This window comes from Marinobacter sp. BW6 (assembly GCF_008107725.1).
In the GTDB taxonomy this organism is placed as follows: domain Bacteria; phylum Pseudomonadota; class Gammaproteobacteria; order Pseudomonadales; family Oleiphilaceae; genus Marinobacter.
Genome location: NZ_VIRN01000061.1, coordinates 229,405 through 252,214, shown reverse-complemented (window position 1 = coordinate 252,214; position 22,810 = coordinate 229,405). Strand labels below are relative to the sequence as shown.

The 22,810-nt window shown below is 57.3% G+C and carries 23 protein-coding genes; 12 read left to right on the top strand and 11 right to left on the bottom strand.

Translation table 11 applies throughout. The features are described from left to right. Positions 1-38: 38 nt before the first annotated feature. On the bottom strand, positions 39-1,556 hold the full coding sequence (locus FMN52_RS06815) for an aldehyde dehydrogenase (RefSeq protein WP_148607931.1): 1,518 nt from the start codon (positions 1,554-1,556) through the stop codon (positions 39-41). Between the two features lie 181 nt (positions 1,557-1,737). Here FMN52_RS06815 and FMN52_RS06810 point away from each other — a divergent pair, with 181 nt between their 5' ends. The 3 genes from FMN52_RS06810 to FMN52_RS06800 all read left to right on the top strand — a co-directional run bounded on the left by FMN52_RS06810 (position 1,738) and on the right by FMN52_RS06800 (position 5,207). Continuing rightward, entirely contained in the window at positions 1,738-3,021 is a 1,284-nt protein-coding gene (locus FMN52_RS06810; RefSeq protein ID WP_148607930.1) for an FAD-binding oxidoreductase, read from the top strand. Positions 3,022-3,424: 403 nt separating this feature from the next. Further along, positions 3,425-4,882 (top strand): fibronectin type III domain-containing protein, encoded by a 1,458-nt coding sequence (locus FMN52_RS06805; RefSeq protein WP_148607929.1) that lies wholly within the window; start codon positions 3,425-3,427, stop codon positions 4,880-4,882. An 88-nt stretch (positions 4,883-4,970) separates the two neighbouring features. Next, positions 4,971-5,207 (top strand): hypothetical protein, encoded by a 237-nt coding sequence (locus FMN52_RS06800; protein ID WP_148607928.1) that lies wholly within the window; start codon positions 4,971-4,973, stop codon positions 5,205-5,207. Between the two features lie 82 nt (positions 5,208-5,289). On the opposite strand, the gene FMN52_RS06795 is transcribed toward FMN52_RS06800, so the two are convergent. The 3 genes from FMN52_RS06795 to FMN52_RS06785 all read right to left on the bottom strand — a co-directional run bounded on the left by FMN52_RS06795 (position 5,290) and on the right by FMN52_RS06785 (position 7,173). Beyond that, on the bottom strand, positions 5,290-5,718 hold the full coding sequence (locus FMN52_RS06795) for a hypothetical protein (protein ID WP_148607927.1): 429 nt from the start codon (positions 5,716-5,718) through the stop codon (positions 5,290-5,292). Positions 5,719-5,836: 118 nt separating this feature from the next. Beyond that, positions 5,837-6,568, bottom strand: coding sequence for an anti-sigma factor (locus FMN52_RS06790; protein WP_148607926.1), 732 nt, complete (start codon positions 6,566-6,568; stop codon positions 5,837-5,839). Then, the gene (locus tag FMN52_RS06785; RefSeq protein WP_148607925.1) at positions 6,565-7,173 is read right to left on the bottom strand and encodes a sigma-70 family RNA polymerase sigma factor; all 609 of its coding nucleotides are present in this window, start codon (positions 7,171-7,173) and stop codon (positions 6,565-6,567) included. Before FMN52_RS06785 ends, FMN52_RS06790 begins: the two co-directional genes overlap by 4 nt. 149 nt (positions 7,174-7,322) lie before the next feature. On the opposite strand from FMN52_RS06785, the gene FMN52_RS06780 reads away from it, so the two are divergent. After that, a complete protein-coding gene (locus tag FMN52_RS06780) occupies positions 7,323-8,333 on the top strand; it encodes a GGDEF domain-containing protein (RefSeq protein ID WP_148607924.1) in 1,011 nt (336 codons plus the stop codon). Positions 8,334-8,343: 10 nt separating this feature from the next. Here FMN52_RS06780 and FMN52_RS06775 read toward each other — a convergent pair whose 3' ends face one another. Further along, positions 8,344-9,354, bottom strand: coding sequence for an AraC family transcriptional regulator (locus FMN52_RS06775; RefSeq protein ID WP_148607923.1), 1,011 nt, complete (start codon positions 9,352-9,354; stop codon positions 8,344-8,346). Positions 9,355-9,442: 88 nt separating this feature from the next. Here FMN52_RS06775 and FMN52_RS06770 point away from each other — a divergent pair, with 88 nt between their 5' ends. Both FMN52_RS06770 and FMN52_RS06765 read left to right on the top strand, forming a co-directional pair. After that, positions 9,443-11,056, top strand: a complete 1,614-nt coding sequence (locus FMN52_RS06770) for an FAD-dependent oxidoreductase (RefSeq protein ID WP_148607922.1) — start codon at positions 9,443-9,445, stop codon at positions 11,054-11,056. A 58-nt stretch (positions 11,057-11,114) separates the two neighbouring features. Then, positions 11,115-12,773: an acetolactate synthase large subunit gene (locus tag FMN52_RS06765; RefSeq protein WP_148607921.1), complete on the top strand. Its 1,659-nt coding sequence runs from the start codon at positions 11,115-11,117 to the stop codon at positions 12,771-12,773. 7 nt (positions 12,774-12,780) lie between these two features. Here the strand turns inward: FMN52_RS06765 and FMN52_RS06760 are convergent, their stop codons facing one another. The 5 genes from FMN52_RS06760 to FMN52_RS06740 all read right to left on the bottom strand — a co-directional run bounded on the left by FMN52_RS06760 (position 12,781) and on the right by FMN52_RS06740 (position 15,671). Continuing rightward, positions 12,781-13,563, bottom strand: a complete 783-nt coding sequence (locus tag FMN52_RS06760; RefSeq protein WP_148607920.1) for a DUF5602 domain-containing protein — start codon at positions 13,561-13,563, stop codon at positions 12,781-12,783. 203 nt (positions 13,564-13,766) lie between these two features. Continuing rightward, positions 13,767-14,510: an SGNH/GDSL hydrolase family protein gene (locus FMN52_RS06755; RefSeq protein WP_148607919.1), complete on the bottom strand. Its 744-nt coding sequence runs from the start codon at positions 14,508-14,510 to the stop codon at positions 13,767-13,769. A 28-nt stretch (positions 14,511-14,538) separates the two neighbouring features. Continuing rightward, on the bottom strand, positions 14,539-14,871 hold the full coding sequence (locus FMN52_RS06750) for an SMR family transporter (protein WP_148607918.1): 333 nt from the start codon (positions 14,869-14,871) through the stop codon (positions 14,539-14,541). A 264-nt stretch (positions 14,872-15,135) separates the two neighbouring features. Continuing rightward, the gene (locus tag FMN52_RS06745) at positions 15,136-15,432 is read right to left on the bottom strand and encodes a type II toxin-antitoxin system RelE/ParE family toxin (protein WP_148607917.1); all 297 of its coding nucleotides are present in this window, start codon (positions 15,430-15,432) and stop codon (positions 15,136-15,138) included. Continuing rightward, a complete protein-coding gene (locus tag FMN52_RS06740; RefSeq protein ID WP_148607916.1) occupies positions 15,432-15,671 on the bottom strand; it encodes a type II toxin-antitoxin system ParD family antitoxin in 240 nt (79 codons plus the stop codon). The genes FMN52_RS06745 and FMN52_RS06740 overlap by 1 nt, the downstream gene beginning before the upstream one ends. A 219-nt stretch (positions 15,672-15,890) precedes the next feature. Here FMN52_RS06740 and rho point away from each other — a divergent pair, with 219 nt between their 5' ends. From rho to FMN52_RS06700, 6 genes are all read left to right on the top strand, one after another. After that, positions 15,891-16,886, top strand: a complete 996-nt coding sequence (gene rho, locus FMN52_RS06735) for a transcription termination factor Rho (protein ID WP_148607915.1) — start codon at positions 15,891-15,893, stop codon at positions 16,884-16,886. A 202-nt stretch (positions 16,887-17,088) separates the two neighbouring features. Beyond that, the gene (locus tag FMN52_RS06730; RefSeq protein WP_148607914.1) at positions 17,089-17,475 is read left to right on the top strand and encodes a cupin domain-containing protein; all 387 of its coding nucleotides are present in this window, start codon (positions 17,089-17,091) and stop codon (positions 17,473-17,475) included. A gap of 420 nt (positions 17,476-17,895) precedes the next feature. Further along, positions 17,896-18,255, top strand: coding sequence for a YajD family HNH nuclease (locus FMN52_RS06720; RefSeq protein ID WP_148607913.1), 360 nt, complete (start codon positions 17,896-17,898; stop codon positions 18,253-18,255). Positions 18,256-18,459: 204 nt separating this feature from the next. Next, positions 18,460-19,263 (top strand): hypothetical protein, encoded by an 804-nt coding sequence (locus FMN52_RS06715; RefSeq protein ID WP_148607912.1) that lies wholly within the window; start codon positions 18,460-18,462, stop codon positions 19,261-19,263. Between the two features lie 78 nt (positions 19,264-19,341). Next, positions 19,342-20,262: a class A beta-lactamase gene (gene bla, locus FMN52_RS06710; protein ID WP_240339409.1), complete on the top strand. Its 921-nt coding sequence runs from the start codon at positions 19,342-19,344 to the stop codon at positions 20,260-20,262. Positions 20,263-20,572: 310 nt separating this feature from the next. Next, positions 20,573-21,478: a homocysteine S-methyltransferase family protein gene (locus FMN52_RS06700; protein ID WP_162525026.1), complete on the top strand. Its 906-nt coding sequence runs from the start codon at positions 20,573-20,575 to the stop codon at positions 21,476-21,478. Positions 21,479-21,579: 101 nt separating this feature from the next. Here FMN52_RS06700 and FMN52_RS06695 read toward each other — a convergent pair whose 3' ends face one another. Continuing rightward, a complete protein-coding gene (locus tag FMN52_RS06695; protein ID WP_148607909.1) occupies positions 21,580-22,779 on the bottom strand; it encodes an MFS transporter in 1,200 nt (399 codons plus the stop codon). Between the last annotated feature and the right edge of the window lie 31 nt (positions 22,780-22,810).

Below are 22,810 nucleotides of genomic sequence, written 5' to 3'. Positions count from 1 at the left end.
TTGAAGGCGCCGTTTTTCGTTTGCCGGACTGTGCCGAACTACTCCAGCACCAGCCAGGTGGCCTTCAATTCCGTGTACTTGTCGAAGGCGTGCACAGACTTGTCGCGACCATTACCGGACTGCTTGAAGCCACCGAAGGGTGCGGTCATATCACCGCCGTCATAGTGGTTAATCCACACGCTGCCGGCTCGCAGGGCCTTGGCCACCTTGTGGGCGGTATTGATATTTGAGGTCCACACGGCTGCAGCCAGACCGTAGATGGAATCGTTGGCAATGGCGACGGCTTCGTCTGCGGTATCGAAGCCGATGACAGAAAGCACCGGCCCGAAGATTTCCTCCGAGGCAATGCGCATCTGGTTATTCACCCCGTCAAACACCGTGGGCTGAACAAACAGGCCGCCCGTGTTTTCCAGAATCCGCTGCCCACCTTCCACCAGGGTCGCCCCCTCGGACTGACCGATGCCAATGTAGTCGATGATCCGATCAAGCTGGGCCTGATCCACGATCGCGCCACAGGTAGTCGCCGGGTCCAGCGGATGGCCGGGCCGCCAGGTTTTCATGGCCTCGCATATCAGTCTTACAAACTCGGCACGAATGCTGTTCTCGACCAGCAGGCGACTGCCGGCAGTGCACACTTCGCCCTGATTGAAGGCAATGGCACTCGCCGCCTCGGCAGCGGCTTTCTTCAGGTCTGGCGCATCGGCGAAGACAATGTTGGGGCTCTTGCCGCCGGCCTCCAGCCACACCCGTTTCATATTGGATTGGCCGGCATAGATCATCAGCTGTTTGGCCACATTCGTGGAGCCGGTAAACACCAGGCAGTCCACGTCCATGTGCAGGGCCAGAGCCTTGCCCACCGTGTGGCCGAAGCCCGGCAGCACATTGAAAACGCCGGGGGGAACGCCTGCTTCCTCGGCCAGGGCGGCCAGTCGAATAGCGCTCAGGGGTGATTTCTCGGAAGGTTTGAGGATCACCGAGTTACCGGTAGCCAGGGCCGGGGCGATTTTCCAGGCCGCCATGATCATTGGAAAGTTCCAGGGCACGATGGCAGCCACAACACCCATGGGCTCCCGGGAGATCATGCCAATCTGGTTGTGGGGTGTGGGGGCAAGTTCACCGTAAACCTTGTCGATGGCTTCAGCGGTCCAGCGGATTGCCCGGGCGGTGGCCGTTACATCGACGGTCCTGGCGTGGTTGATGGGCTTACCCATGTCCAGGGTTTCCAGCAGGGCAAGCTCGTCGCCGTGGGCTTCGATAAGCTCAGCGAACCGGAGCAGCACCGCCTTGCGTTTTGCCGGTGCCAGCTGGCTCCAGATGCCCGCTTCAAAGGCGGAGCGGGCAGCCATAACGGTCTGGTCGGCATCGCTCTGATCGCAACTGGCAATAGAGGCCAGCTCGCGCCCGTCAATCGGGCTGACCGAGGTAAACGTCTCGCCGTTGGCAGCCCATTGATAGGCGCCGTTCAGATAGGCGCGGCCCTCCAGAGTGAGGTTTGTGGCCAGGGCCTGCCATTCGCTCTGGCTGGTCGGTGTGGAAGAGCTGACGGGTTGATTCATGGACGCCTCGCAGGCTGTAGAGTTGAGCAATCATAGCAGCACTTTTATCCCCAGGCGCCGCCCGCGATATAGGTATAAGAACGTGTCTTTCCGAACGCCCTGCGCTGGCATAGACTTTCTGCGGCGCGCAGCATTGCCGCCGGATCCTGAACGTCTCTATCACCTTTTCTGGCGTCACATAATGATCGAGTATCCCCCGGTTCCCTCGTATTACGCAGCCTCCGCCAATTCGGCCCCTGTGCGCCCGGCGCTGCGAGGATCTTGCGAGGCCGATGTATGCGTCGTCGGTGCCGGCTATACCGGCCTTTCGACAGCACTGTTTCTGGCGGAAGCCGGTTTCCGTGTGGTGGTTCTGGAGGCCGCGACGGTCGGCTGGGGTGCTTCGGGGCGCAATGGCGGCCAGATCGTTAACAGCTTCAGCCGGGATCTGGACAGCATCGAACGACAGACCTCTCAAGACCACCTGAAACTGCTGTCTGAGATGGCCTTTGAGGGCAGCCAGATCATTCGCCAGCGGGTGAAGAGTTACGGCATTCGGTGCGACCTGAAAGAGGGTGGTATTTTTGCCGCACTTAATCCGAAGCAACTGAAGCATCTGGAGGGCCAGCGGGCGTTGTGGCAGCGATTCGGCTATGAAAAGCTTGAGTTGCTCGATAGGGCTGCCATTGGCAAGCGCGTTGGCACGGAGCGATATGTTGGGGGTGCCATCGACCATACCGGTGGCCATATCCACCCGCTTAACCTGGCTCTGGGCGAGGCGGCGGCACTGGAATCCCGTGGCGGCGTTATTCACGAGCACTCGGCCGTAACAGAAATTCTCCCGGGGCAAACGGCAACCGTCAAAACCGAACAGGGCGAAGTCAGGGCCCAGTATGTGGTTCTGGCGGGCAACGCCTACCTTGGTGGTCTGGTGCCGGAGCTTGGGGCCAAATCTATGCCGTGCGGTTCACAAATTATTGCCACCGAGCCACTGGATGACGTGCTTGCCAAAAAGCTGCTGCCGGAGGATAACTGTGTGGAGGATTGCAACTATCTTCTGGATTACTTTCGCCTGTCTGGCGACAACCGGCTGATATACGGTGGCGGTGTCGTCTACGGCGCTCGTGATCCGGCCGACATCGAGCGCCTGATTCGCCCGAAAATGTTGAAAACCTTCCCGGAACTGGCGAGCGTCAAGATTGATTACGCCTGGACCGGCAATTTCCTTCTAACCCTGTCACGCCTGCCCCAGCTCGGCCGTTTGCACGAGAATGTGTTCTATTCCCAGGGCTGCTCCGGCCATGGCGTCACCTTCACTCATGTGGCTGGCAAGGCATTGGCCCTCGCGATCCAGGGTCAGGCGGAAAGGTTTGACGCTTTCGCCAGCATGCCACACTACCCGTTCCCGGGTGGGCGGGCCCTCCGGGTGCCTTTGACGGCTATGGGCGCCTGGTACTATGCATTGCGGGACAGGCTGGGCATTTGAATCCCCGGGCCGCTCGGCACTTTCCGTAAAGTCAGTGAATCTGCGTTATCCGGGAGCGGCCTCCGGAAAACTGTGAAACCGCTCTCGCTTTACCAACGTTTAAATTTGTAATCAGGCACCGCGCACGTCGTTCCCGGCGCAGAGCCGGAATTTGAGCGTGATGCGTAAAAACACAGTAAAACAATGCCTTATGCTCCTCAGTCCGGGCTTTTAGCTGTAACCTTCCATCACAACATGTATCCCTCCGTAAGCGTCAATTTCCTGACGGGCTTGCTCCTGGAAATTCGGAACTACGCCGCATATAACCAAAAATTGCCGCTGTAAGATTCGCTCAAATTCGTCAAACAATTGGTGTGAATCGATGTCATATTGCAGCAAAAAACTAACGAAGCAAGGACTGCTGATGTTACCTGCGGTCGTTTTGCTTTCGGGCTGCGGTCTGGACATTTCGAGTGAAGAAATCACCACGACCGCGCAGGCTCCGGCCACGGCCGAGCCGACAGTTCAGATTGCCGGCGCAGCGATCAAGGGCGTTATCCAACAGGGGCTGGTTGTTGCCAATCGCCTGATTTCCGATAAGGATGGCTATTACGCGCCCCAGCGCCAGGCAGCGAAGCCAGTACTGACGGCAGACGATGGCAGTTACGAGTGGCAGCTTCGCGGCAAAGCCGAAGGCTGGGCCCTGGTTGAGCTCTCAGCCGATGGCGGCACCCGCATGATTTGCGACGTTGCGCCCCAGTGCGATCAGGCTGGCAGTGAGCCGGTGGCTTTCGGCCAGACCATGCCCCTGGACAGCAACTTCAGCCTGTTGGGCGCGGGTGATCTGCGCATGGAAACCGTTAACCTCACTCCGCTGACTCATCTGGCGGTTACCCTGGCGGAGCGCAGCTCAGAAGGTCTTTCACCGGGCGCGATCTCCAGTGCCTACACTACTGTTGAAAACTGGTTCGGCCTTCCGGCTGGCGCTCTGCGCCTGACTCCGCCGGACCTGACCAATCTGGATGGTATGACCGGCGTAACGGCTGACGCCATTCAGGTGGCGATTGCCAATGCGGCATTCCTGGCGCTCGTGAACGACAGCGCCCAGTGGGATTCCATTTCCGATGTTCTGAGCGACGTCACCTCGCAGGTCAGTGCCACCGGCCAGATCAGCGTCATGGGCGACGGTACCAACGTGGCGCTGGCGGACCTTGTCAGTGCAGCGGCACTGCAGTCTTCCGAACTTCAGAATGTGGTGGATTCAAGCGTCATCAGCCAGAAACTGGTGGTGGTTGAGTACCGCAACGTCCAGCGCTTTAAAACCATTGCTGATGTAAATGAAGAGAGCGATACCGGTGTTGTCGACTCCGGTGAGACCACCGACGAAATCGCAGGTGGTGACGCAACCGCCGGAACTGATTCTGGCAGCACTACTGACAGTTCAACGGATACAGGCACTGACACGTCGACTGATACCTCCACAGATTCGACACAAGAGCAGGTTGCCGGTACTACCGGGCCTGATTCATCGGTGGACAACACCATGGATGAAACCGTAGCGGACACCGGAACAGATACCGAGACCACCACGGAAACCACTCCAGAGGAAACCCTCCCGGCAAACTCTGCGCTGTTGAGCTGGACCGCGCCTCTGACCCGCGAGAATGGCGAGAGCCTGGCCATGGGTGAAATCGCAGGTTTCGAGGTGGTCTATGGCTCCAGCGCCGAAAACCTGGACCAGAGCCTGGCGATCGGCGATGCCTCCGTTGACGAGTTGCTGGTAGACGAGCTAACCGAAGGCACCTGGTACTTCGCGATCCGCACCCTGGACACCGATGGCAACCGCAGCCGTCTTTCCGAGGTGGTCTACAAGCAGATCTGATCCGTTGCGAGGAGGCAGCGTTGCCCCTGTGGGCTTCGCTGCCGGCCTGCTACCATGTACCAGACAGCAGCTTCACTCTGAGTACCTGATGGAATTTTCCGACGATCGCCATGCCCTCCTTGAAGTCATTCCCGACGTTCGCGACGGCCTCACCCGCACCGAACGCATCATCCTTTACGTTCTGCAGGAAACCCAGCATGAGCTGAACGGCCGTAATGTGCCGACAGCCATGCTGTATGGCCGGGTGCTTGAGTACGTGGATATGAGTGAGGCAGAGCTTCACCTGTATCTGGACCGGTTGGGGGTCAAAGGAGATGGAAAGTAAGGGTAGCCGAGGATGAAGAAAGCGGTTTGAGTTGCCGGCTGCATCCGCCATTCAGCTCAGCAGCCGACAATAACACCAGCGGTTATTGTGCTGTGATGGTCGACATCACCAGCTTGCCATCCTTCTTGATCGGGCCGTCTTCCTTGGCGCCCAGGGTGTACTCGAAAATACCCGTTTTCATGCCGCCATCTTCGCTGTGAACCATCAGCATCAGCATGTCACCGGATTGCACGTCCTCGGTCAGGATAGCCGCGACGTCCATATTCATGCCTTTGCGCAAAGGCGCATGAGCAACGACAGGGCCGGGCTTCATGGATTCGTCGGTGCGATGAACCACCAACCAGCCATTCTGCTCGGCAACCACCTTCCTTGCGGATACAACGCCGTTGGCAACGGACTGATCATTGGTCCAGACACCGGCTTTATGCTCAGCTGCCAATGCAGAACCAGTTGCCAAAGCGCCAGAAACCAGGGCGGCCAGAAGTGCAGATGTTTTTGCGTGCTTGGTCATTGCGTTCTCCTAAGTCTCAGTGTTTCCCGTCCGTTCGTTTGTTATTGGACGGGTTAACTGCAGCTACGGGAGCGGATGCGCAAAGTTTCAGGCACCGGTGATTTTTTTGTGGCCACGCCTACTGATCATTACCGTCGGTGGGGTAGAGGTAACCGTGAATCGCCGGCCCGGTGGGCTGGCCAGTGGGTGAACCACCTTCGGGTTCGACGCTGATGCCGAACGTGGCTTCCTTGAGCAGGGCCGGGTCATAACTTCTCAGCGCCCCCTCATCAAGTCTGAAGTCGTTGCCCAGAACGCCCACCGAACGTGGGTTTGGTCCCAGCTCGTCTGCCTTGATCCACAACTGATAGGATTTTCCGGGTCTTGGCTCGGCAGTTACCGGCCTGATATTGAGCCGTTGCTCCTTCAGGTCCACCGTGAGCAGGAAGGCCGGCTGTTCATCGTTGTTCTGGAAAACCGCTACAAACGACTGGGCTTGTGGCTCGGGCTGTGGCTGGAACGCCAGAATAGCTACGAGAACCAGGGCGGCCGCCGAGGCAATCGCCGTGCTCCAGCGCCAGCGGTTAAGCTGGCTGCGCAGAGCAACCACGTTGGACGTTTCGGCAGCCTCGCGAGGCGTCGATTCCACGCGGTCCAGAGCCTTCTCGATTTTTGCGAACAGCGCCGGTGAGGGCTGAACGGGCTCGGTTTCTTCAGCCAGCCTGCCCAACCGCTCTTCCCATTGCAGAATCAGCGCATCTACCTCCGGGTCCTCAATACGCCGGCTTTCAACATACTCCCGCTCCGGGGCCGGTAAGGTGCCCAGAACGAACTCTGCAACCAGCATGTCCAGGTCGTCGCGTTCCGTCATGATTCCAGGCACCTTTTGATCTGTTTCAGGGCGCGGTGCAGCCAGGTTTTCACCGTATTGACCGGCTGCTCGAACTGGCTTGCCAGCTCTTCCCGGGACCAGCCATTGAGGTAGGCGAGCCGTACCATGTCCTGTCGGTCTTTCTCCAGTTGGTCGATGCAGTGATTCAGTGTATTAGCCGCCTGCTGGTCTTCCAGCTGTTCCTGAGCCGTTGACTGTCTGCCCGGCATTTCATCCAGCTCGTCGCTGTTCGTGGTACGTCCGGCAGGGTGTTTGCGCAGCTCGTCAATTGCACTGTTACGGGCAATCGAAACCAGCCAGGTGATAGGCGAGGATTTGCCATCCTGAAATTGCTCTGCTTTCTGCCAGATCTTGAGGTAACTGTCCTGGATAACATCGTCTGCCCATCCTCTGTCTCTGAGGATACGCAACACGGTGCCGAGAAGTTTCGGAGCAGTTGCCTGGTAGAGAAGGGCGAAAGCCTGGCGGTCTTTCCGAGCCACACGGTGAATCAGCTCAGCAATGTGCTCAGGGGTGTCTGAGGGCGACTGCGAACTCGTCGCGCCAATGGCGTTGTCTGGGAGCTGATGGGAGTCAGGCTTCATGGTGCCTCAGGCTCTGGTGTCTGATCAGCAGGTTACTTGTTGGTTCGCGGTTGCTCAACATGAAATTGCAGTCTGGCTATTACCCGGTGTGGCAGGTTGGGCTATAGTCAGGCGTTAATCAGTCTCAGCAAAAAAACGGATCTTACACTGTGACATCAACGGTAAACGAAGTTGAGCCAGCCGACATTCATCTGCTTACGGGCATGCTCGATACCATGTCTGATCACGTTTTTCTTTTGCGGCTGGAGGGCGAACGGTATCGCCTTGTCTATTGCAACGAAGCTATGGACAGGTTCATGCAACAGACTGATGAGATGCTCTGTGGGCGGTTCCTGGACGAAATCGTTCCGGACCCCGAGTTGAATCAGCGAATAGCCGACAACTACGCCCGGGCAATAGAAGCCGGCCACATGATCCGTTACGAAGAAACCACCGAAGGCTTCGATTCGGCGCCGCTTACCATCTTTGAAACCAGTATTTCACCGCTTTTGGGCAAGGATGGCAGCACGGTGTATATCTGCGGCATCTCCCGGGATATAACCGCCCGGCGCAATGCCGAGATGGCGCTCAAAAAGACCAACGAGTCCCTGGAGCTCCAGCTGGCTGAGAATCGCCGCCTTCAGCAGCAGCTTCAGGAAGAGGCCATCCGCGATCCCCTGACCAATCTATTTAACCGACGCTACCTTCTTGAGAGCCTCAACCGCGAGCTGAGCAGGGCGCAGCGGGAGCACTACCCGGTTACTCTGATGATGGTGGATCTTGATCACTTCAAACAGCTTAACGACGAGCATGGCCATGCCGCAGGCGATCGGGTGCTCGTGGAGTTCAGTCGGCTGCTGTGTCATGGCATGCGCAAGGAGGATGTGGTCTGCCGGTGGGGTGGTGAGGAATTCCTGATTATGATGCCGGGGCTTTCAATGGCCGATGCACACCAGCGAATGACCGAATGGCGCCGAAAGAACAGCCCCATGGAGCTGACCCTTGGCGACCTGCAGTTGGTTGTTCGTTTTTCTTCCGGGTTGGCAACCGCGCCGGAGCATGGCTGCAACCCGGATGATCTTATTAACTCGACCGATGAAGCTCTGTATCTCGCCAAAAAAGGCGGGCGAGACCAGCTTCAGTTGTCCGGGCAGCCGGGAACAGCCGAGTCGCCCAAATAACACATCTCGCTCAAGCCGAGCTGTGCTGCTTGCGCCAACGCACCGGTGGCATGCCCGTCCAGCGCCGGAATGCGCGGTAAAAGGTGCTTACCTCGGCAAACCCCAGCGCTTCCGCGATTTCGGGGAGGGAAGAGTTGGAATCGGCGACCGCCTGCAGGGCTTTTTCGCGACGTACGTCGTCAACCAGTCCATCGAAGGTCTGGCCCTGTTCACGGAGCCGCCGGGCCAGGCTGCGTTCGCTGATGCCCAGGGCTTCCGCTGCGTCTGCCCGGCGGGGCAGAACCGGGCCGATTCGGGCGGTGAGCCATCTGCGTATTTCCGGCACCGAGGCACTGTTGATGGAAAGCGCGGCGAGGCGAGCGGTTGTGTAGCGCTCGTGCACTTGCGCAAGCTGAGGGTCGGCCTGGGGCAGGGGCTGGTCCAGAACGCTATTGTCGATCAGTACTCCGCTGAACGCCTGCTCAAACTCCACCTGGCAGTTGAACACGGTCTGGTACCCCGCCAACGGCCCCAGCCGCGGTTGGCTGAATTGTACCCGGGCCGGTTGCATCCGTGTTCCCGTAACCCAACTCCCGAAGCCAACCACCGAGGCCAGCACCGCCTCAATCTGATGCGGGCTGAATGCCAGCCGGCCCTGCCTGGGATGGTAGACCAGCCAGGTGGCAGCGTTGCCGGCGACAACCTGGAATCGCCCGCCATCGGAGATCAGCCGCTGGAAACGCTGCACCATCACGATGGCCTCTCGCAGGGTGGCCGCCGACTGCAGCGCAAACCCGACGCCACTGATACTCATCGGGGAGAACTCTGCACCTACTTTCAGGCCAAAGCCCGGGTCGCCGGTGCAGCGCTCGGCGGCGTGCCAGAGCCGGGTAATGTCGTCAATCGGCCAGCGTTCCAGTTCGCAGGCGGAGTGCGGAATACCCGCCGCGGCCAGCAGTTGGTCAGCCGTTACCGACAGCCTCTCTGCAGCACCAATCACGGTGTTGACCCAGCCAATGGAAACCGTGGCCTCTAGAGTCAATTTTGTTGGCCTCTGAAGTCAATTTTAAAGCCATGGTACCGGTATATCTTTAAAGCTGACAACTCATTGCGATCAGGTCGGATGCGATATGGCCAAGGAAATTACCTCAGATATCCTGGTGGTCGGCGGCGGGCTGGCTGGTATTGTCGCAGCTCTGGAAGGCCTGCGCGCCGGCAAGTCCGTTGTCCTGGCAGACCGGGATACCGAAGAACGGATGGGAGGCCTGGCACTGTGGGCCTTTGGTGGCATGATGCTGGTGGGCACGCCACTTCAGAAGCGCATGAAGATTGCCGACACACCGGAGGTTGCCCTGGACGACTGGCTCAGCTTTGGCGAGCTGGCGCCCGACGATGAATTGCCCCTGCAATGGGCCCGGTATTATGTGGAGCATTCACGCTCCGAGGTTTACGACTGGCTTAGCAACGAAGGCATAAAATTCCTGCCGGCGGTGAACTGGGTTGAGCGTGGCCGTTTCGGCGATGGCAACCGTTTGCCTCGTTACCATGTGGTCTGGGGCACCGCCCGGGAACTGGTCCGATCCCTGATGACGGCGCTGCACCGGGAGAACACCAGCGGCAAGCTCACCCTCCTGCACCAGCATCGCATTACTGAACTGGACCACGAAGCGGGAAAAGTGAGTGGGGCCCTGGCTGTCAATGAAGCCACCGGTGAAGAAGTCCGTTTTTCAGCCGCCGCAGTAGTAATGGCCACCGGCGGTATCAACGGCAGCCACAAGGAATGCCGGGCCAACTGGCCGGTGGATCGCCCGCAACCCACCCGGATGTTGAACGGTGCCCACCCCTATGCCGATGGCCGCATTCATCACTGGGTGGCGGACACCCTCGGAGGCCGGATCACCCACGCCGGCGAAATGTGGAACTACGCGGCCGGCTTCCCGCATCCGTACCCCCACTTTCCTGGCCATGGTCTTTCAACCATTCCCTGCAAATCGGCCCTGTGGCTGAACCATCGGGGTGAACGGATTGGCCCGGAACCCCTGGTGACCGGCTTCGATACCCACTGGCTTTGCCAGCGGGTGGCGGAACAGGAAAAGCCCTGGACCTGGCACCTGCTGAACTGGCGCATTGCCGCCAAGGAATTTGCCATCTCCGGCGCCGAGCACAACGCCCGCATCCGGGACAAACAGTTCCCCCAGTTCGTGAAAGAACTGTTGCTGGGCAACCACGCCCTGGTGCGACAGATGCAGCATGAAAGCCGGGATTTCCTGGTGGCGGACAGCCTTACTGAGCTGGCCGGCAAGATGAATGCGCTCACCTGCTCCAACGACATCAACCCGGCAACGCTCAAGGCCACCGCCGATGCGTTTGATGCCAACTTCGCGGCGGGCACCAGCCTTCATGATGATCCCCAGATCCGAATGATACAGCATGCCCGGGAATGGAAGCCGGACCGCCTGCGTACCTGCAAACCGGCTCCGCTGCAGAAATCCGGTGCGGGCCCCTTCATCGCCATCCGCATGCAGCTGATTACTCGCAAAAGCCTGGGGGGCCTGCAAACCGATCTGCAGAGCCGCGTCCTCAACGCCCAGGGGCAGCCTGTTGGCGGCCTTTATTGCGTGGGCGAGGCGGCAGGCTTTGGTGGCGGTGGTGCGAACGGCAAACGTTCCCTGGAAGGCACCTTCCTGCCGGGGTGCATCATGACGGCCCGGGCGGCGGTGCGCGCCATCGTGGCCGGAGGCTGAACCCCATGGGCAAGTTAATCAACCGAAGACTCGAATTTACAAAAGCTGGAGAACAACAATGACAAACGGCGCACAAGCCCTGATGAGAACCCTGGTAGATGCCGGTGTTGAGGTCTGCTTCAGCAACCCCGGCACCAGTGAAATGCACTTTGTGGCCGCCCTGGATGACGAGCCCAAGATGCGGGCTGTTCTTGCCCTGTTCGAGGGTGTGGCCACCGGCGCCGCAGACGGCTATGCCCGCATGGCCGACAAACCCGCCGCCACCCTGTTGCACCTCGGTTGTGGACTGGGCAACGGCCTGGCCAACCTTCACAACGCCCGCAAGGGCAAGGTGCCGGTGCTGAACATTGTGGGCGACCACGCCACCTACCACGTGAAATACGATGCCCAGCTACAGTCGGATATCGAGACCGTGGCCCGTAACGTTTCCCCGGGGTTTGTGCGCACCGCCAAGAGCACGGAAACCCTCTGCCAGGACGCCGCCGAAGCCATTGCGGCTGCCCGCACAGCGCCCGGGCAGGTAGCCACACTTATACTGCCGGCGGATGTGTCCTGGGGGGAGGGCGGTTTGCCCAGCGCGCCCATGGCACCGCCGACACCTGAGCCGGCAGACGATGCCACAGTGGAAGCCATTGCCCAGGCGATCCGCTCCGGCAAGAAAACCGCCCTGCTGATGGGCGGTCATTCCCTGCGTGAACCCAGCATGCTGGCGGCCGCCAAACTGGCCGCACACAGCGGCGTGACCCTGCTGGCGGAAACCTTCCCCACCCGCATTGAGCGGGGCGCCGGGCTGCCCTACATTGAACGCCTGGCCTACCTGGCGGAACTGGCCACGGTGCAGCTTACCGATGTAGAGCAACTGATCCTGGTGGATTCGAAAGCGCCGGTTTCCTTCTTCGCCTACCCCGGAAAGAAGAGCTACCTGGTACCGGATACCTGCCAGGTACACACCCTTGCCGCCTCCGACCAGGATATTCTGGCCAGCCTCAAAAAACTCAATGACGCCGTGGGTGCCAGCCAGGCGCAGCCGAAGCTACAGCCGGAGAAACGACCGGGACGGCCACGGGGCAAGCTGACCGCCGAGAAAGTCTGCAAGGCGGTGGGCGAACTGATGCCGGAGAATGCCATCATCGTGGACGAAGGCATCACCTCCAGCCTGATGCTCTCGGTAATGACGGCCGGCGCACCCCGCCACGACATGATCACCCTTACCGGCGGCGCCATCGGCCAAGGCCTGCCCAACGCTGTAGGTGCCGCCGTGGCCTGCCCGGACCGGCCGGTTATCGCCCTGATCGGTGACGGCACCGCCATGTACACCATCCAGGCCTTGTGGACCATGGCCCGGGAACAGCTGAACGTGACCTCCATCATCTTCAACAACGCGTCCTACTCCGTACTGAACATCGAACTGGAGCGCGTAGGCGCGGAAGAGGCCGGTGAGAAAGCCAAATCCCAGCTGGACCTGCGCGGCCCGGTGATCAACTTCGCGGAAATGGCCAACGGCATGGGTGTTCACGGCGTGCGGGTGCACACCGCCGAGGAAATGGCAAAAGCCCTGGAATACGCCCAGAGAATGCCGGGACCACACCTCATTGAAGCCGTGATCCCGGAATCACTGAGCGGGGTGAAACGCCGGATACTACCGTGGATGCTGCGCTCACTGCCCAGCCTGCCTCTGTCGGTTTCCAGGGCGCTAAAGCGGAAGCTCGCACCCTGAGGCACACTTATTCAAACCTGGCCAGGTTCTGGAGTGCGATGGTGTACTCACCCTTCCCGGCATCAAACCCAACCCGGTAGGTTGCCGGGTACCATGCAGGGTAGCTATACCGCTGTGGTTGCTTTACCGGTGAGGTCATCTCCGGAAGCGACTCCAGAAAGGCCAGCGATACCATCGGCTCAACGAACATCAGCTCGCCTTTGTAATAGCCGTAGATGAAGTTGTGGCTGAACGGTTGGCCATGGAATTCATGTCCCGCAGGGTCCAGGCCGTGCATTCCCATCTTGTCCACGGCCGCATCCGGGGGGATGACATACCCCGCCGGAACGAGTTGTGGGTCTGGTGCCGCCATGGCCAGTTCACGGCCTTCGCCATGGAAGGTGATGGCTTCACGTTCACCGTCGCTGATCAGGTAGAAGTGCACGTCAAAATGGGGGACGTTGTAAACCCCTTCCGGGATATGGCCAGCAGGGTTCCAGTCAAGGACAACGTGATCGTAGCCCGTTTGCGGGCCGGTGTCCGGCATGGGCAATGAAAACTCCCAGAACATTTTCTCGCCCTGAACAGCAGGCAGTCCCTGAAGTGCCTCTTTGGTCATAATGACAGACACAGATTCAGGTTCGTTCATCCCGTTTGTCGTGACTTCCACGCGTACGGTGCCGTTACCGACGGCGACCGGGACTCCAGTGAAAACCTGCAGGTCGGCAGCGATGGTTGCATTGGCAAAACCAAGCCAGGCCAACGTAATAACGGAAAGGTTGGATCGAAACAGACAAAGAGCAGTTTTCATCTCATCACTCCTCAATGACAGAGACCCTGCAGCACTATCGAGTTAGTGAGTGACCGGCAAGGCCGTTAAGCCATCGCCCTTCGGGCTGACTCAGAGGAGATCGGATTTGGCAGGTTAGGCTGACAGCAGTAAAACGCGCTTCCTGTCTGCACGCTTCTCCCTACTACCACCAGAACGGGATTTGGCTGGATCTGATTACTATATCAGTTGGCCTGGCTTTCGCTACTGAAAAGTTGTTCAGGGATAGCCTTGTCTGCCAGTGCCTCAGCAATGTACTGGTAGCCCTGCTTGCCAGGATGATAACCGTCACTGGCAAGCAGCGCCGGATCCGTGACCACTGGGTACTTCAGGTGCTTGAAGTCTTTGGGAAACTGCTGTGCAAGGCGGATATAGAGCTTATCCAGCTGCCGGGCCCGCCACCCCATTACGTGCCGGAGCGGTGAGGGCAGGGCCGTAAACAGATGCATGGGCGGCACGCTAAGAAGCAGAACAGGCCCCGGATACCGGGATGCCAGTAATTGGCGCAATGCCCGCAACTGCCGGCGGAAACGAAAACGTGGTGTGAAGCCCGTGGTGTCGTTCACCCCCATGCTTAACAACACCACATCCGCAGCTGGCAATTCGGCGGTTTCCAGCTCGCGAATCAGCGCCCCAAGCCGAATGCCATTGATCCCGAAGGTGTGCCAGGCAATGGTGTGGCCCGTACGTTCGTAAACCTGCCGCGCCAACTGACTGGCAAGGCCCTGATTGTGGGTTTCAACACCGACACTGGCCGCCGTGGATTCGCCAATCACCAGGATTCGCCTGGCCGGAGTGCCTTCGCCATATTGACCAGACGGGGAGCCTCCGGCTTCCGGCAGCCTGGGGGTTGTGCGGCGGGCCTGTTTGCCTTGGTACAATAGTACCGGGAAGAGCAGGGCGGTGGTCAGCCAGAAAGGTAGATGCATCTGTAGGAGCTCCGTTTTTGCCGACAGATTAGTGAGCGACTGACTTGGAAAACAGATTGATCACCGCAACACCGGTGATGATCAACGCCATACCAATCACAGTGGCGGCATCCAGAGCCTGCCCGTAAATCAGCCAGCCGATAAGTGCTACCAGTACAACGCCCATCCCCGCCCAGATGGCATAGGCCACGCCCACCGGGATTTCCTTCAGTGTGATCGAGAGGAAGTAAAAGGCCACGGCATAGCCCGCAATCACCAGCAGGCTGGGCCAGAGCTTGGTAAACCCTTCACTGGCTTTAAGCCCGCTGGTTGCCACCACCTCTGCAACAATGGCAATGCCCAGAAATAACCAACTTTTCACAGTGAGTCTCCAGTGCCGGACTAAATTGGGAAGCAGACGATACCAGTCCTCAGTGCCGCCGGACAGGCTGGTTGTGGAAACCACGAAGACCGGGTGGTAGCAAAGAACGATCACCGTGATCATTATTGCTTGGATCCACAGAGCTAAAAACCATTCGAAGTTATTGACCCAAAAGGATTTTCTGCCCAGCTTTTGGGGATTGTTGAATGGAGACATGAGTCTTGGGGAAAATGGTCATAGGGACTCATATACAAATGTTATGCCCTAAAGCAGATGCCCCTCAGGCAACATGCGTTTGTGCAGGATGCGGATAATTTCAACAATAACCTCGGTGGCTAGCCGATAGAATATGATGTGGCTCCCCTGAGGGTAATGTCGGTAGCCTGGACTTATCTCATCACAAGCTTGCCCCAAGTTCGGATTGTCAGCCAGAAGGTGGAAGCATTGATCGAACTGGAGAACATAGTGGTTTCGTTGATCTCGACCCCATTCACGCTCCGTGTTTAGGGCAATAGATTTGAGGTCAGCTTTGGCCTTCCTGGAAAGCTTGAAACTTGGCATCAGCGCCCTTCGTTGTCCAGTTCACGAATAAACGAGTCATAGGAGTAGTCTTCGAAACCACTTTCCTCGCCTTCCTTAAGCAATTTACGAAGTGTAGTCAGGCGGGTTTCAGACTCTTCAAGCAGGCGCAATGCGGCACGAACGACCTCGCTGGTTGAGCTGTATCGGCCAGTTTTGAGCTGTTCTGCAATGAACGCATCAAAATGTTGTCCTAAAGTGATGCTGGTGTTCTTTTGCATGATGCCACCTCGCTAGTACCAATAATTGGTATATTTTGGTCCAGGTGGCATAACTATGCAATCCACGCGACAAGCGCGTGATTGCGGGCGTTAGGCAGATAGAGACATCAAAAACCGGGACCAAAAACCGCGACAGACTTATTTTGTGCACCCTGGTTTTTTGCACTGGGCTGCCTTTGTCGAAAAAATATCTATTAAAAAAAGAGCTATCAAACAACCATGACGAGAAAGACACTAGGTTTAACCGGAACACGAAAAAAAGAACCTAAACCAGTGGCTGCGGAAGCCGAAGCTATGGTTGAAGGTGAGGTTGAAAGCGAGGCTGATCCACAAAAACGTTTTTTAAATGCTGTGGCTATCAACCCGGCGCCGGGGATTCGCCTGGAGTCAGGTTCAGACCAACTCACGGTGCGCGCGATGGATTTGATCACGCCGATTGGCATGGGCCAGCGAGGTTTGATCGTTGCGCCGCCGGGGTCTGGAAAATCGACGATTTTGAAACATATTTGCCAGGCGGTGGGAAAGGCGTATCCGGAGATTAAACTATATGCGTTATTGATCGATGAGCGACCGGAGGAGGTCACCGATTTCAAGCGTAGCGTCCCGGCTGAGGTACACGCTTCGTCTTCTGATGAAAGCTATGCGCATCACGTTCGCGTTGCCAATGAGCTTCTTGATACCGCCCGCCAACAAGCGGGCGAGGGTGAGAACGTCATGATTGTGATTGACTCTCTCACCCGGCTTTCGCGGGTGCATAATGCGGAGCGAAAGAGCAGTGGTCGTACCATGTCGGGTGGGATGGATGCGCGAGCGATGGAGGTCCCGCGGAGGTTGTTTGGAGCGGCACGAAACCTTGAGAATGGCGGTTCGCTGACCATTCTGGCCACCGTTTTGGTGGATACCGGCAGCCGGATGGACCAGCTTATCTTTGAGGAATTTAAAGGCACCGGGAACATGGAGCTGGTGTTATCGAGAGAGGTGGCGAATCAGCGCATCTTCCCCGCGCTGGACATTGCCAAAAGCAGTACGCGCCGTGAAGAGCTGCTGTTAGACCCTAGAGATCTGGACAAGATAGGGGCACTGCGCCGGGCGCTTAGCGGTCTCAAACCGCTGGCGGGCACTAAAAAGCTGGTTGAGCTGCTGGAGAAGTACCCCACCAATGCCGAGCTGCTGAAAAACATCCCCGGGCAAGAAAGCATCTCTCAAAACTCCTAGGAACGGACGAACCAACGTTGGCGCGGACTGTCGAGAAATACGACATATTTATTCGCTATTCGCCGTGCGGTATTCGGCGTAATGTAGAAGTTATTCCATAGCCGCGCGTGATGTTGGCGCTGGGCGTCTGTCGCCAGAAAGGGATGCAGCGACAGGCGTACTACTCCATACATGCATCCATGCATACTCTGGAGCAACAATTATGCGTGTAGCCAAAGACGATGTGGAAGTCAGGATGGAGATTCCGGGCGCGGTGATTCGCCAACGAATGGACTTCGGCGATGCTGCCGGCCTGGGCAAGATCAGCGGCGAGTACTTTACGCTGGCGTCGGGCGTGGATACCACGCCGCTGTTTCAGGGGCTGGAAGGAGATATGTGCCAGTGTCCGCACTGGGGTTTTGTCGTGCGCGGCCAGCTCACCACCACCGATGCAGCCGGTAAGCAGGAAACGGTCAACGAAAATGATCTCTTTTTCTGGCCCCGGGGGCACAACGTAAAGGTTGATAAGGACGCGGAGATCGTCATGTTCAGCCCCCAGCGTGAACACAAGCATGTGATCGATCACATGATCATGAAGACGAGCGCTTAAGCTGCAAGCACAGCGACAGGCCCGGCTATAGCCGGGCCATGGTCCTGGAACAGACCTGTCACCCATACTGTTCACTGAATTACCACTGCACTGCTTGTTCTTTGGGTGTCACCGCAATCAGTTTTCTTGGCGTGTTGGCTGTTTTCCTGATCATCGGCCTGTCTTCCGTTTTCACCAATAACTCCGGTTACATGTTTATCGGGCTGGTCGGCTACACCTGGCTAGCGGGCGTTTCGGTTTTTTGGGTAGCCCGCAATAATGCGGAACGTTTTGTTATTACATGAGATATTACGAAAAGCAGTGCCGATTTTCGGGTAAGTTCCTGTTAGCTTTAATCAGCATTAACGAAAGAACATGAGTTTTAGCTATTCTCTACAGGCAGCTTAGATGTAAGAAAACAAGAAGGATTCAGGTTTCGCTATGAATAAAAAATCTACCTTCGACCAAGTTCGCGCCGAACAGCTGAAATACAACGCCAAGCGAGATACTGGCTATCGAGAGCAGGCGCTGAAGCTATTTCCCCATATTTGTGGTCGCTGTGCGCGGGAGTTTTCTGGCAAGAATCTACCAGAGTTAACCGTTCATCATGTCGATCACAACCATGATAACAATCCGCCGGATGGCAGTAATTGGGAACTCTTATGCCTGTATTGCCACGATGAGGAGCACTCCAAATTCGAAAATCTCGTGCGTTATGGCAGTAGTAAAAAAAGCGAGCAAGCTCCAGCAACCTATAATCCCTTTGCAGGATTAAAGGAACAAATGGATAAGAAGAAGTAGCTCCCTAGTACATTCTTATCAACAAAGTACAATTGCTAACAAGTCCAATCACGGCGACAGCTTTTCCGTTGCGGCTTGGCCTCCACTACAAAACTGCGCATGTTGGCGGCGTTGGGCAGCATGACACAAGGACTATTCCATGCCCGATATAACGGCTATTCGCGACATCTCGCGAACCTGGCCACTACCGAAGCGTGAGGGACGATGAGTTTCCAGCAGATACTTGATTCACTGCCGATCGGTGGCGTCTTCGTAGCGTTCGCCATTGTCGCGCTGACCGTTATCGAGGTTGGTTACCGCTACGGGTATTGGTGGCAGGAGCGCACGCAAGACGAGAAGGAGGGCCCCACGGGCATGATCGTGGGCTCGCTCCTGGCCCTTATGGCGTTTCTGCTCGCGGTCGCGATGGGGATGGCATCCGATCGCTTCGACACGCGCCGCGGGCTCGTGCTGGCAGAGGCGAATTCCATAGGTACCACTTACCTCAGGGCCGGCTACCTGCCAGAGCCGGCCTCGAGCGAGATCCGGGAGCTGCTCCGCGAGTACGTTCCCCTGCGCATCGCGACCGACGATCTGGCAGAAGTCCGAGTGAAAATAGCTCGATCGGTCGAGCTCCAAGAGAAGCTCTGGTCAGTCGCCGAGGAGTTGGCCCGCGCCACACCCGAATCTGACGTCCTGGCCCTGTTCATTGACTCACTGAACGAGACGATCGACCTTAACGAGACGCGGGTAACGGCGGGCATCTACGCACGCGTACCGGAAACGATCATCCTTCTCCTCTTCTGCGGCTCGATGCTGACGCTGGGGATGGTGGGCTACAACGCAGGCTTGATCCAGCGGCGCAGCCCCCTCACTACCATCGTGCTGATCGCCCTCCTTGGTGCGGTTATCACCCTCGTGGTCGATCTCGATCGACCACGCGACGGATCCCTCGAGGTGAGCCAGCAGCCGCTCATCGATCTACAGGAGTATGTCGGAGCACTTCCGCCAGCGAATCCACCTAAGTAGCTGGCGTGCCAGCCAACAAAGCGCTCCAGCCGACGGCCAACCCGCTTCGAGGGCTGCCCGCGGCTGAGCTGAAACGTTATGCAGTTCGAACCAAGTGCTGAGAAATTTATGAGAATTGAACCAGTGACGGCGTTACTAAAGTTTCCTTTAGCTATTTTTCTTAGCTTTTTGGCATCAATCGCATCTGCTGACGGCCATAGTTCCTTGATTCAAACTGTGGCGAGAATCGCTGGTGAGATAGAGGCTCAAGTGGGCTTTGCTGCCTATGATTTGGAATCCGGTCAGCGATGGGAGTATCAAGCTGATCAGCGATTCGCAATGTCCAGTACGTTTAAAACGCTTGCTTGTGCGGCCCTGCTTCACCGGGTCGATGCGGGGCAGGAGAGTCTCGAAAGAACGGTGAGTTTTTCAGAGTCAGATCTCGTGACCTACTCTCCCATCACGGAGAAATACGCTGGCGGTCAAGCTATGACCCTTTCGGATCTTTGTGAGGCTGCTCTGACGATGAGCGACAACACGGCCGCAAACTTGGTTTTGCGAGCTCTGGGTGGACCGGAAAAAGTAACATCGTTCGCAAGGGACTTGGGCGATGATATAACCCGTCTTGATCGCTGGGAGACGGAACTTAATGCGGCGGTACCAGGCGATAATAGGGATACAACAACTCCAAATGCGATGGTGAAAAGTCTTCAGAATTTGCTGTTGGGCGACGTGTTATCTGGAAAGTCCAGAGATCAACTACATGACTGGCTTAAGAGAAACCAAGTCGCAGATGGACTTTTTCGGGCTGCTGTTCCGGAAGGCTGGATTGTTGCAGATCGAACTGGGGCTGGAGGTTTCGGATCGCGATCTATAACGGCCATAAATTGGCCACCGGAACGCCAGCCCATCGTTGTAGCCCTATATCTTACGCAAACAGAAGCTTCTTTCTCAGAGAGGAATGAGGCGATTACTGAGATTGGTGAAGCAATAGTTTTGACGGTGGATTCAGGCCGGTAAAGCATAACCAGTGGCTGTTGTCGGACGCACCTACGTTAGCGCTCCGGTACGTCGCAAAATCTCCATCTTACCGGGGGCAACCGACGGCCGTGAGGTTATCGAGAAGGCAGTCGAAGGATGTGATGGGGTACTCACCGTGTTGGTGCCCTGGGGAGTCAGCAGCCCTCGCGTTCAGGGCGGCCCGTCAGATCTGAGGCGGTAGGTGGGGTAGCTACGTGATAGCCTGTCAAATAACAAGGCCAGGCAAGCAGGGATGCCCCTCACGCCCCTGTTGGCAAGGTTAACAAACGAGTTCCTCCGAGAATTTCAGATGAAAGAGCTTCTAGAAAACCATCGCTTTATCCTCGCCGAGGCTGCCATTATCGAAAGGCTCCGTCGTAGCGGAAAGGTAGAACTCGACCAGAGTTTAGTTCACGCCCCATTGATTTATAGCAACGATGGTAGAGCGGAGCTGGAGAGCCTGTACCGGGAATATCTCGGCATCGCTGAGGCCAATAACCGGCCAATATTGCTTTGTACACCTACTTGGCGGGCAAACAGGGAGAGAGTGCAAGCCTCAAATCAGCGACAGAGCATTAACGTTGACGCCGCAAAGTTCCTGAAAGAATTAGTTGTCGAAGAATCCAGGAAAGTGCCCGTTAAAATTGGTGGTCTGATTGGCTGTAAAAACGATTGTTATCTGCCTGAGGAAGGCTTGTCACTGAATGAGGCGAGCGAGTTCCACAAATGGCAGATCGATCAGCTAGCAGACTCGGGTGTGGATTTTCTTATTGCAGTCACGCTGCCTTCAGTAGAGGAGGCAGCTGGAATTGCTCTTGCAATGGAAGCTACGGGATTACCTTACATCATAAGTTTCGTGATCGGTTCCGATGGTACCGTCCTGGATGGAACAGAAATTCAGAGGGCAATTGAATATGTCGATGCCAAGATCATGAGTAAACCGCTTGGATATTTTGTTAACTGCTCCTACCCGTCATTTCTTGATCCAGATACGCTCTCTGAAAAATTATTTGAACGGCTGATTGGTATACAGGCAAACGCCTCCTCCCTTAGCCATGACGAGCTGGAAGGTTCAGCAGAGCTAAGATCCGAATCTGTTGAAGAGTGGGGAGGGCTCATGGCGAAGTTGAACCGAGATTTCGGCTTGAAAATTCTTGGTGGTTGTTGCGGTACCGATGGCAAGCACCTCGAGTATCTAACGGAGAATATCACCTGACGCATAATAGTAATGGGATGGCGTGAGAATGCCCCAACTGTAGTGGTAATTTTTCGTCCCATCCGATTCGCCCTGCGTCACTGCTTGGTAAATATCCGGTCTCATCGCGCCTCTGCCCGTGCCCGCCGAATCAACAGTACCAATGCCAGCGCCGCCAGTGACCCCATAACAGCGGCGAAACTGATTCCGGTCTTCGTCAGGCTGGTCACGGTTGCCATCAAGCCCAGGCCGATCACCGGCACAGAGATCGCGGTATAGGCCACAACAAAGAAGGCGGACGTTACTGCGGCCTTCTCCGTAGCCGGGCTGGCCGAGGCGATTGCGCCCATGCCGGCCCGGAATGAAATACCCTGGCCTATGCCGGCAATCACGGCCCCGGTTATGAACAGGGCGAGGGATTGAGTATAGATGCCCAGTGCTATTGGGATTACTCCAAGCATCAGAGACACGCAGCCCAGAGGAAGGCGCAGCCTGAGCGACAGGGCGCCCTGCAGGAACTGGCCAATGGTTGAGGCGATGAAAATGCTGCCGGCAACAACGCCGATCAGCAACCGGTTGTCATAGCCCAGGACCTTGCCCATCATCGCCGGGGCGATGGATGTGAAGAAGCCGCACATGGCGAAGCCGGCAAAACCGGCAATGGCGGCGGGAATGAACACGCCGCGAGCTTCCGGTGGCACGCTCAGGCGCTGGATGGTCAGTTTTGGACGAGCGGGTTTTGAGACGGTCTCCGGCGCTGCCCAAATGCAGCACACGGCCAGCAGGGCCATGGCGGAGTGCACCAAAAAGGTCAGGTGTAGCGGCCAGGGCAGATACTCGGATAGGGCACCGGCAAGCATGGGTCCGAGGCCCAGCCCGCCCATGTTTGCCGCCGTGGCAAAGAAGGTTGCTTTGTCCCGCCAGTGGGGTGGAGCCAGTTCAAGGACAGCCACCGTGGCCGTGCCGGTAAATATCCCCGCGGACAGCCCGGACAATACCCGGCCGGTGAGGATCATTCCCAGGCCATTGGCCTGCCAGAACACCAGGTCGCTGATGATGGAGCAAGCCAGGCCCGCGAACAGCAGTGGCCGGCGGCCTATCTGATCGGACCAGCGCCCTGTCAGCACCAGAGCGGCAATCACGCCCCCGGCATAGGCAGCAAAGATGATGGTGATCATCAGATCGGAAAAGCCGAATCTGTCCTGGTAGATGGGGTAGAGCGGCGTCGGCATGGTGGTGCCGATCATTGTCACACTGAAGGTAAAGGCTGCGCCCAGGAAAATGAGTAGCGGAAACCACGGGTGGTGCTTGGAGGGGGCCATGCCAAAGTTCCGATGAACAGTGATTGAAAGG

Bases quoted from the DNA above. Each gene is read 5' to 3' on its own strand.
- FMN52_RS06815 (WP_148607931.1), bottom strand. From the start codon at position 1,556: ATGAATCAACCCGTCAGCTCTTCCACACCGACCAGCCAGAGCGAATGG.
- FMN52_RS06810 (WP_148607930.1), top strand. From the start codon at position 1,738: ATGATCGAGTATCCCCCGGTTCCCTCGTATTACGCAGCCTCCGCCAAT.
- FMN52_RS06805 (WP_148607929.1), top strand. From the start codon at position 3,425: ATGTTACCTGCGGTCGTTTTGCTTTCGGGCTGCGGTCTGGACATTTCG.
- FMN52_RS06800 (WP_148607928.1), top strand. From the start codon at position 4,971: ATGGAATTTTCCGACGATCGCCATGCCCTCCTTGAAGTCATTCCCGAC.
- FMN52_RS06795 (WP_148607927.1), bottom strand. From the start codon at position 5,718: ATGACCAAGCACGCAAAAACATCTGCACTTCTGGCCGCCCTGGTTTCT.
- FMN52_RS06790 (WP_148607926.1), bottom strand. From the start codon at position 6,568: ATGACGGAACGCGACGACCTGGACATGCTGGTTGCAGAGTTCGTTCTG.
- FMN52_RS06785 (WP_148607925.1), bottom strand. From the start codon at position 7,173: ATGAAGCCTGACTCCCATCAGCTCCCAGACAACGCCATTGGCGCGACG.
- FMN52_RS06770 (WP_148607922.1), top strand. From the start codon at position 9,443: ATGGCCAAGGAAATTACCTCAGATATCCTGGTGGTCGGCGGCGGGCTG.
- FMN52_RS06765 (WP_148607921.1), top strand. From the start codon at position 11,115: ATGACAAACGGCGCACAAGCCCTGATGAGAACCCTGGTAGATGCCGGT.
- FMN52_RS06760 (WP_148607920.1), bottom strand. From the start codon at position 13,563: ATGAAAACTGCTCTTTGTCTGTTTCGATCCAACCTTTCCGTTATTACG.
- FMN52_RS06755 (WP_148607919.1), bottom strand. From the start codon at position 14,510: ATGCATCTACCTTTCTGGCTGACCACCGCCCTGCTCTTCCCGGTACTA.
- FMN52_RS06745 (WP_148607917.1), bottom strand. From the start codon at position 15,432: ATGCCAAGTTTCAAGCTTTCCAGGAAGGCCAAAGCTGACCTCAAATCT.
- FMN52_RS06740 (WP_148607916.1), bottom strand. From the start codon at position 15,671: ATGCAAAAGAACACCAGCATCACTTTAGGACAACATTTTGATGCGTTC.
- rho (WP_148607915.1), top strand. From the start codon at position 15,891: ATGACGAGAAAGACACTAGGTTTAACCGGAACACGAAAAAAAGAACCT.
- FMN52_RS06730 (WP_148607914.1), top strand. From the start codon at position 17,089: ATGCGTGTAGCCAAAGACGATGTGGAAGTCAGGATGGAGATTCCGGGC.
- FMN52_RS06720 (WP_148607913.1), top strand. From the start codon at position 17,896: ATGAATAAAAAATCTACCTTCGACCAAGTTCGCGCCGAACAGCTGAAA.
- FMN52_RS06715 (WP_148607912.1), top strand. From the start codon at position 18,460: ATGAGTTTCCAGCAGATACTTGATTCACTGCCGATCGGTGGCGTCTTC.
- bla (WP_240339409.1), top strand. From the start codon at position 19,342: ATGCAGTTCGAACCAAGTGCTGAGAAATTTATGAGAATTGAACCAGTG.
- FMN52_RS06700 (WP_162525026.1), top strand. From the start codon at position 20,573: ATGAAAGAGCTTCTAGAAAACCATCGCTTTATCCTCGCCGAGGCTGCC.
- FMN52_RS06695 (WP_148607909.1), bottom strand. From the start codon at position 22,779: ATGGCCCCCTCCAAGCACCACCCGTGGTTTCCGCTACTCATTTTCCTG.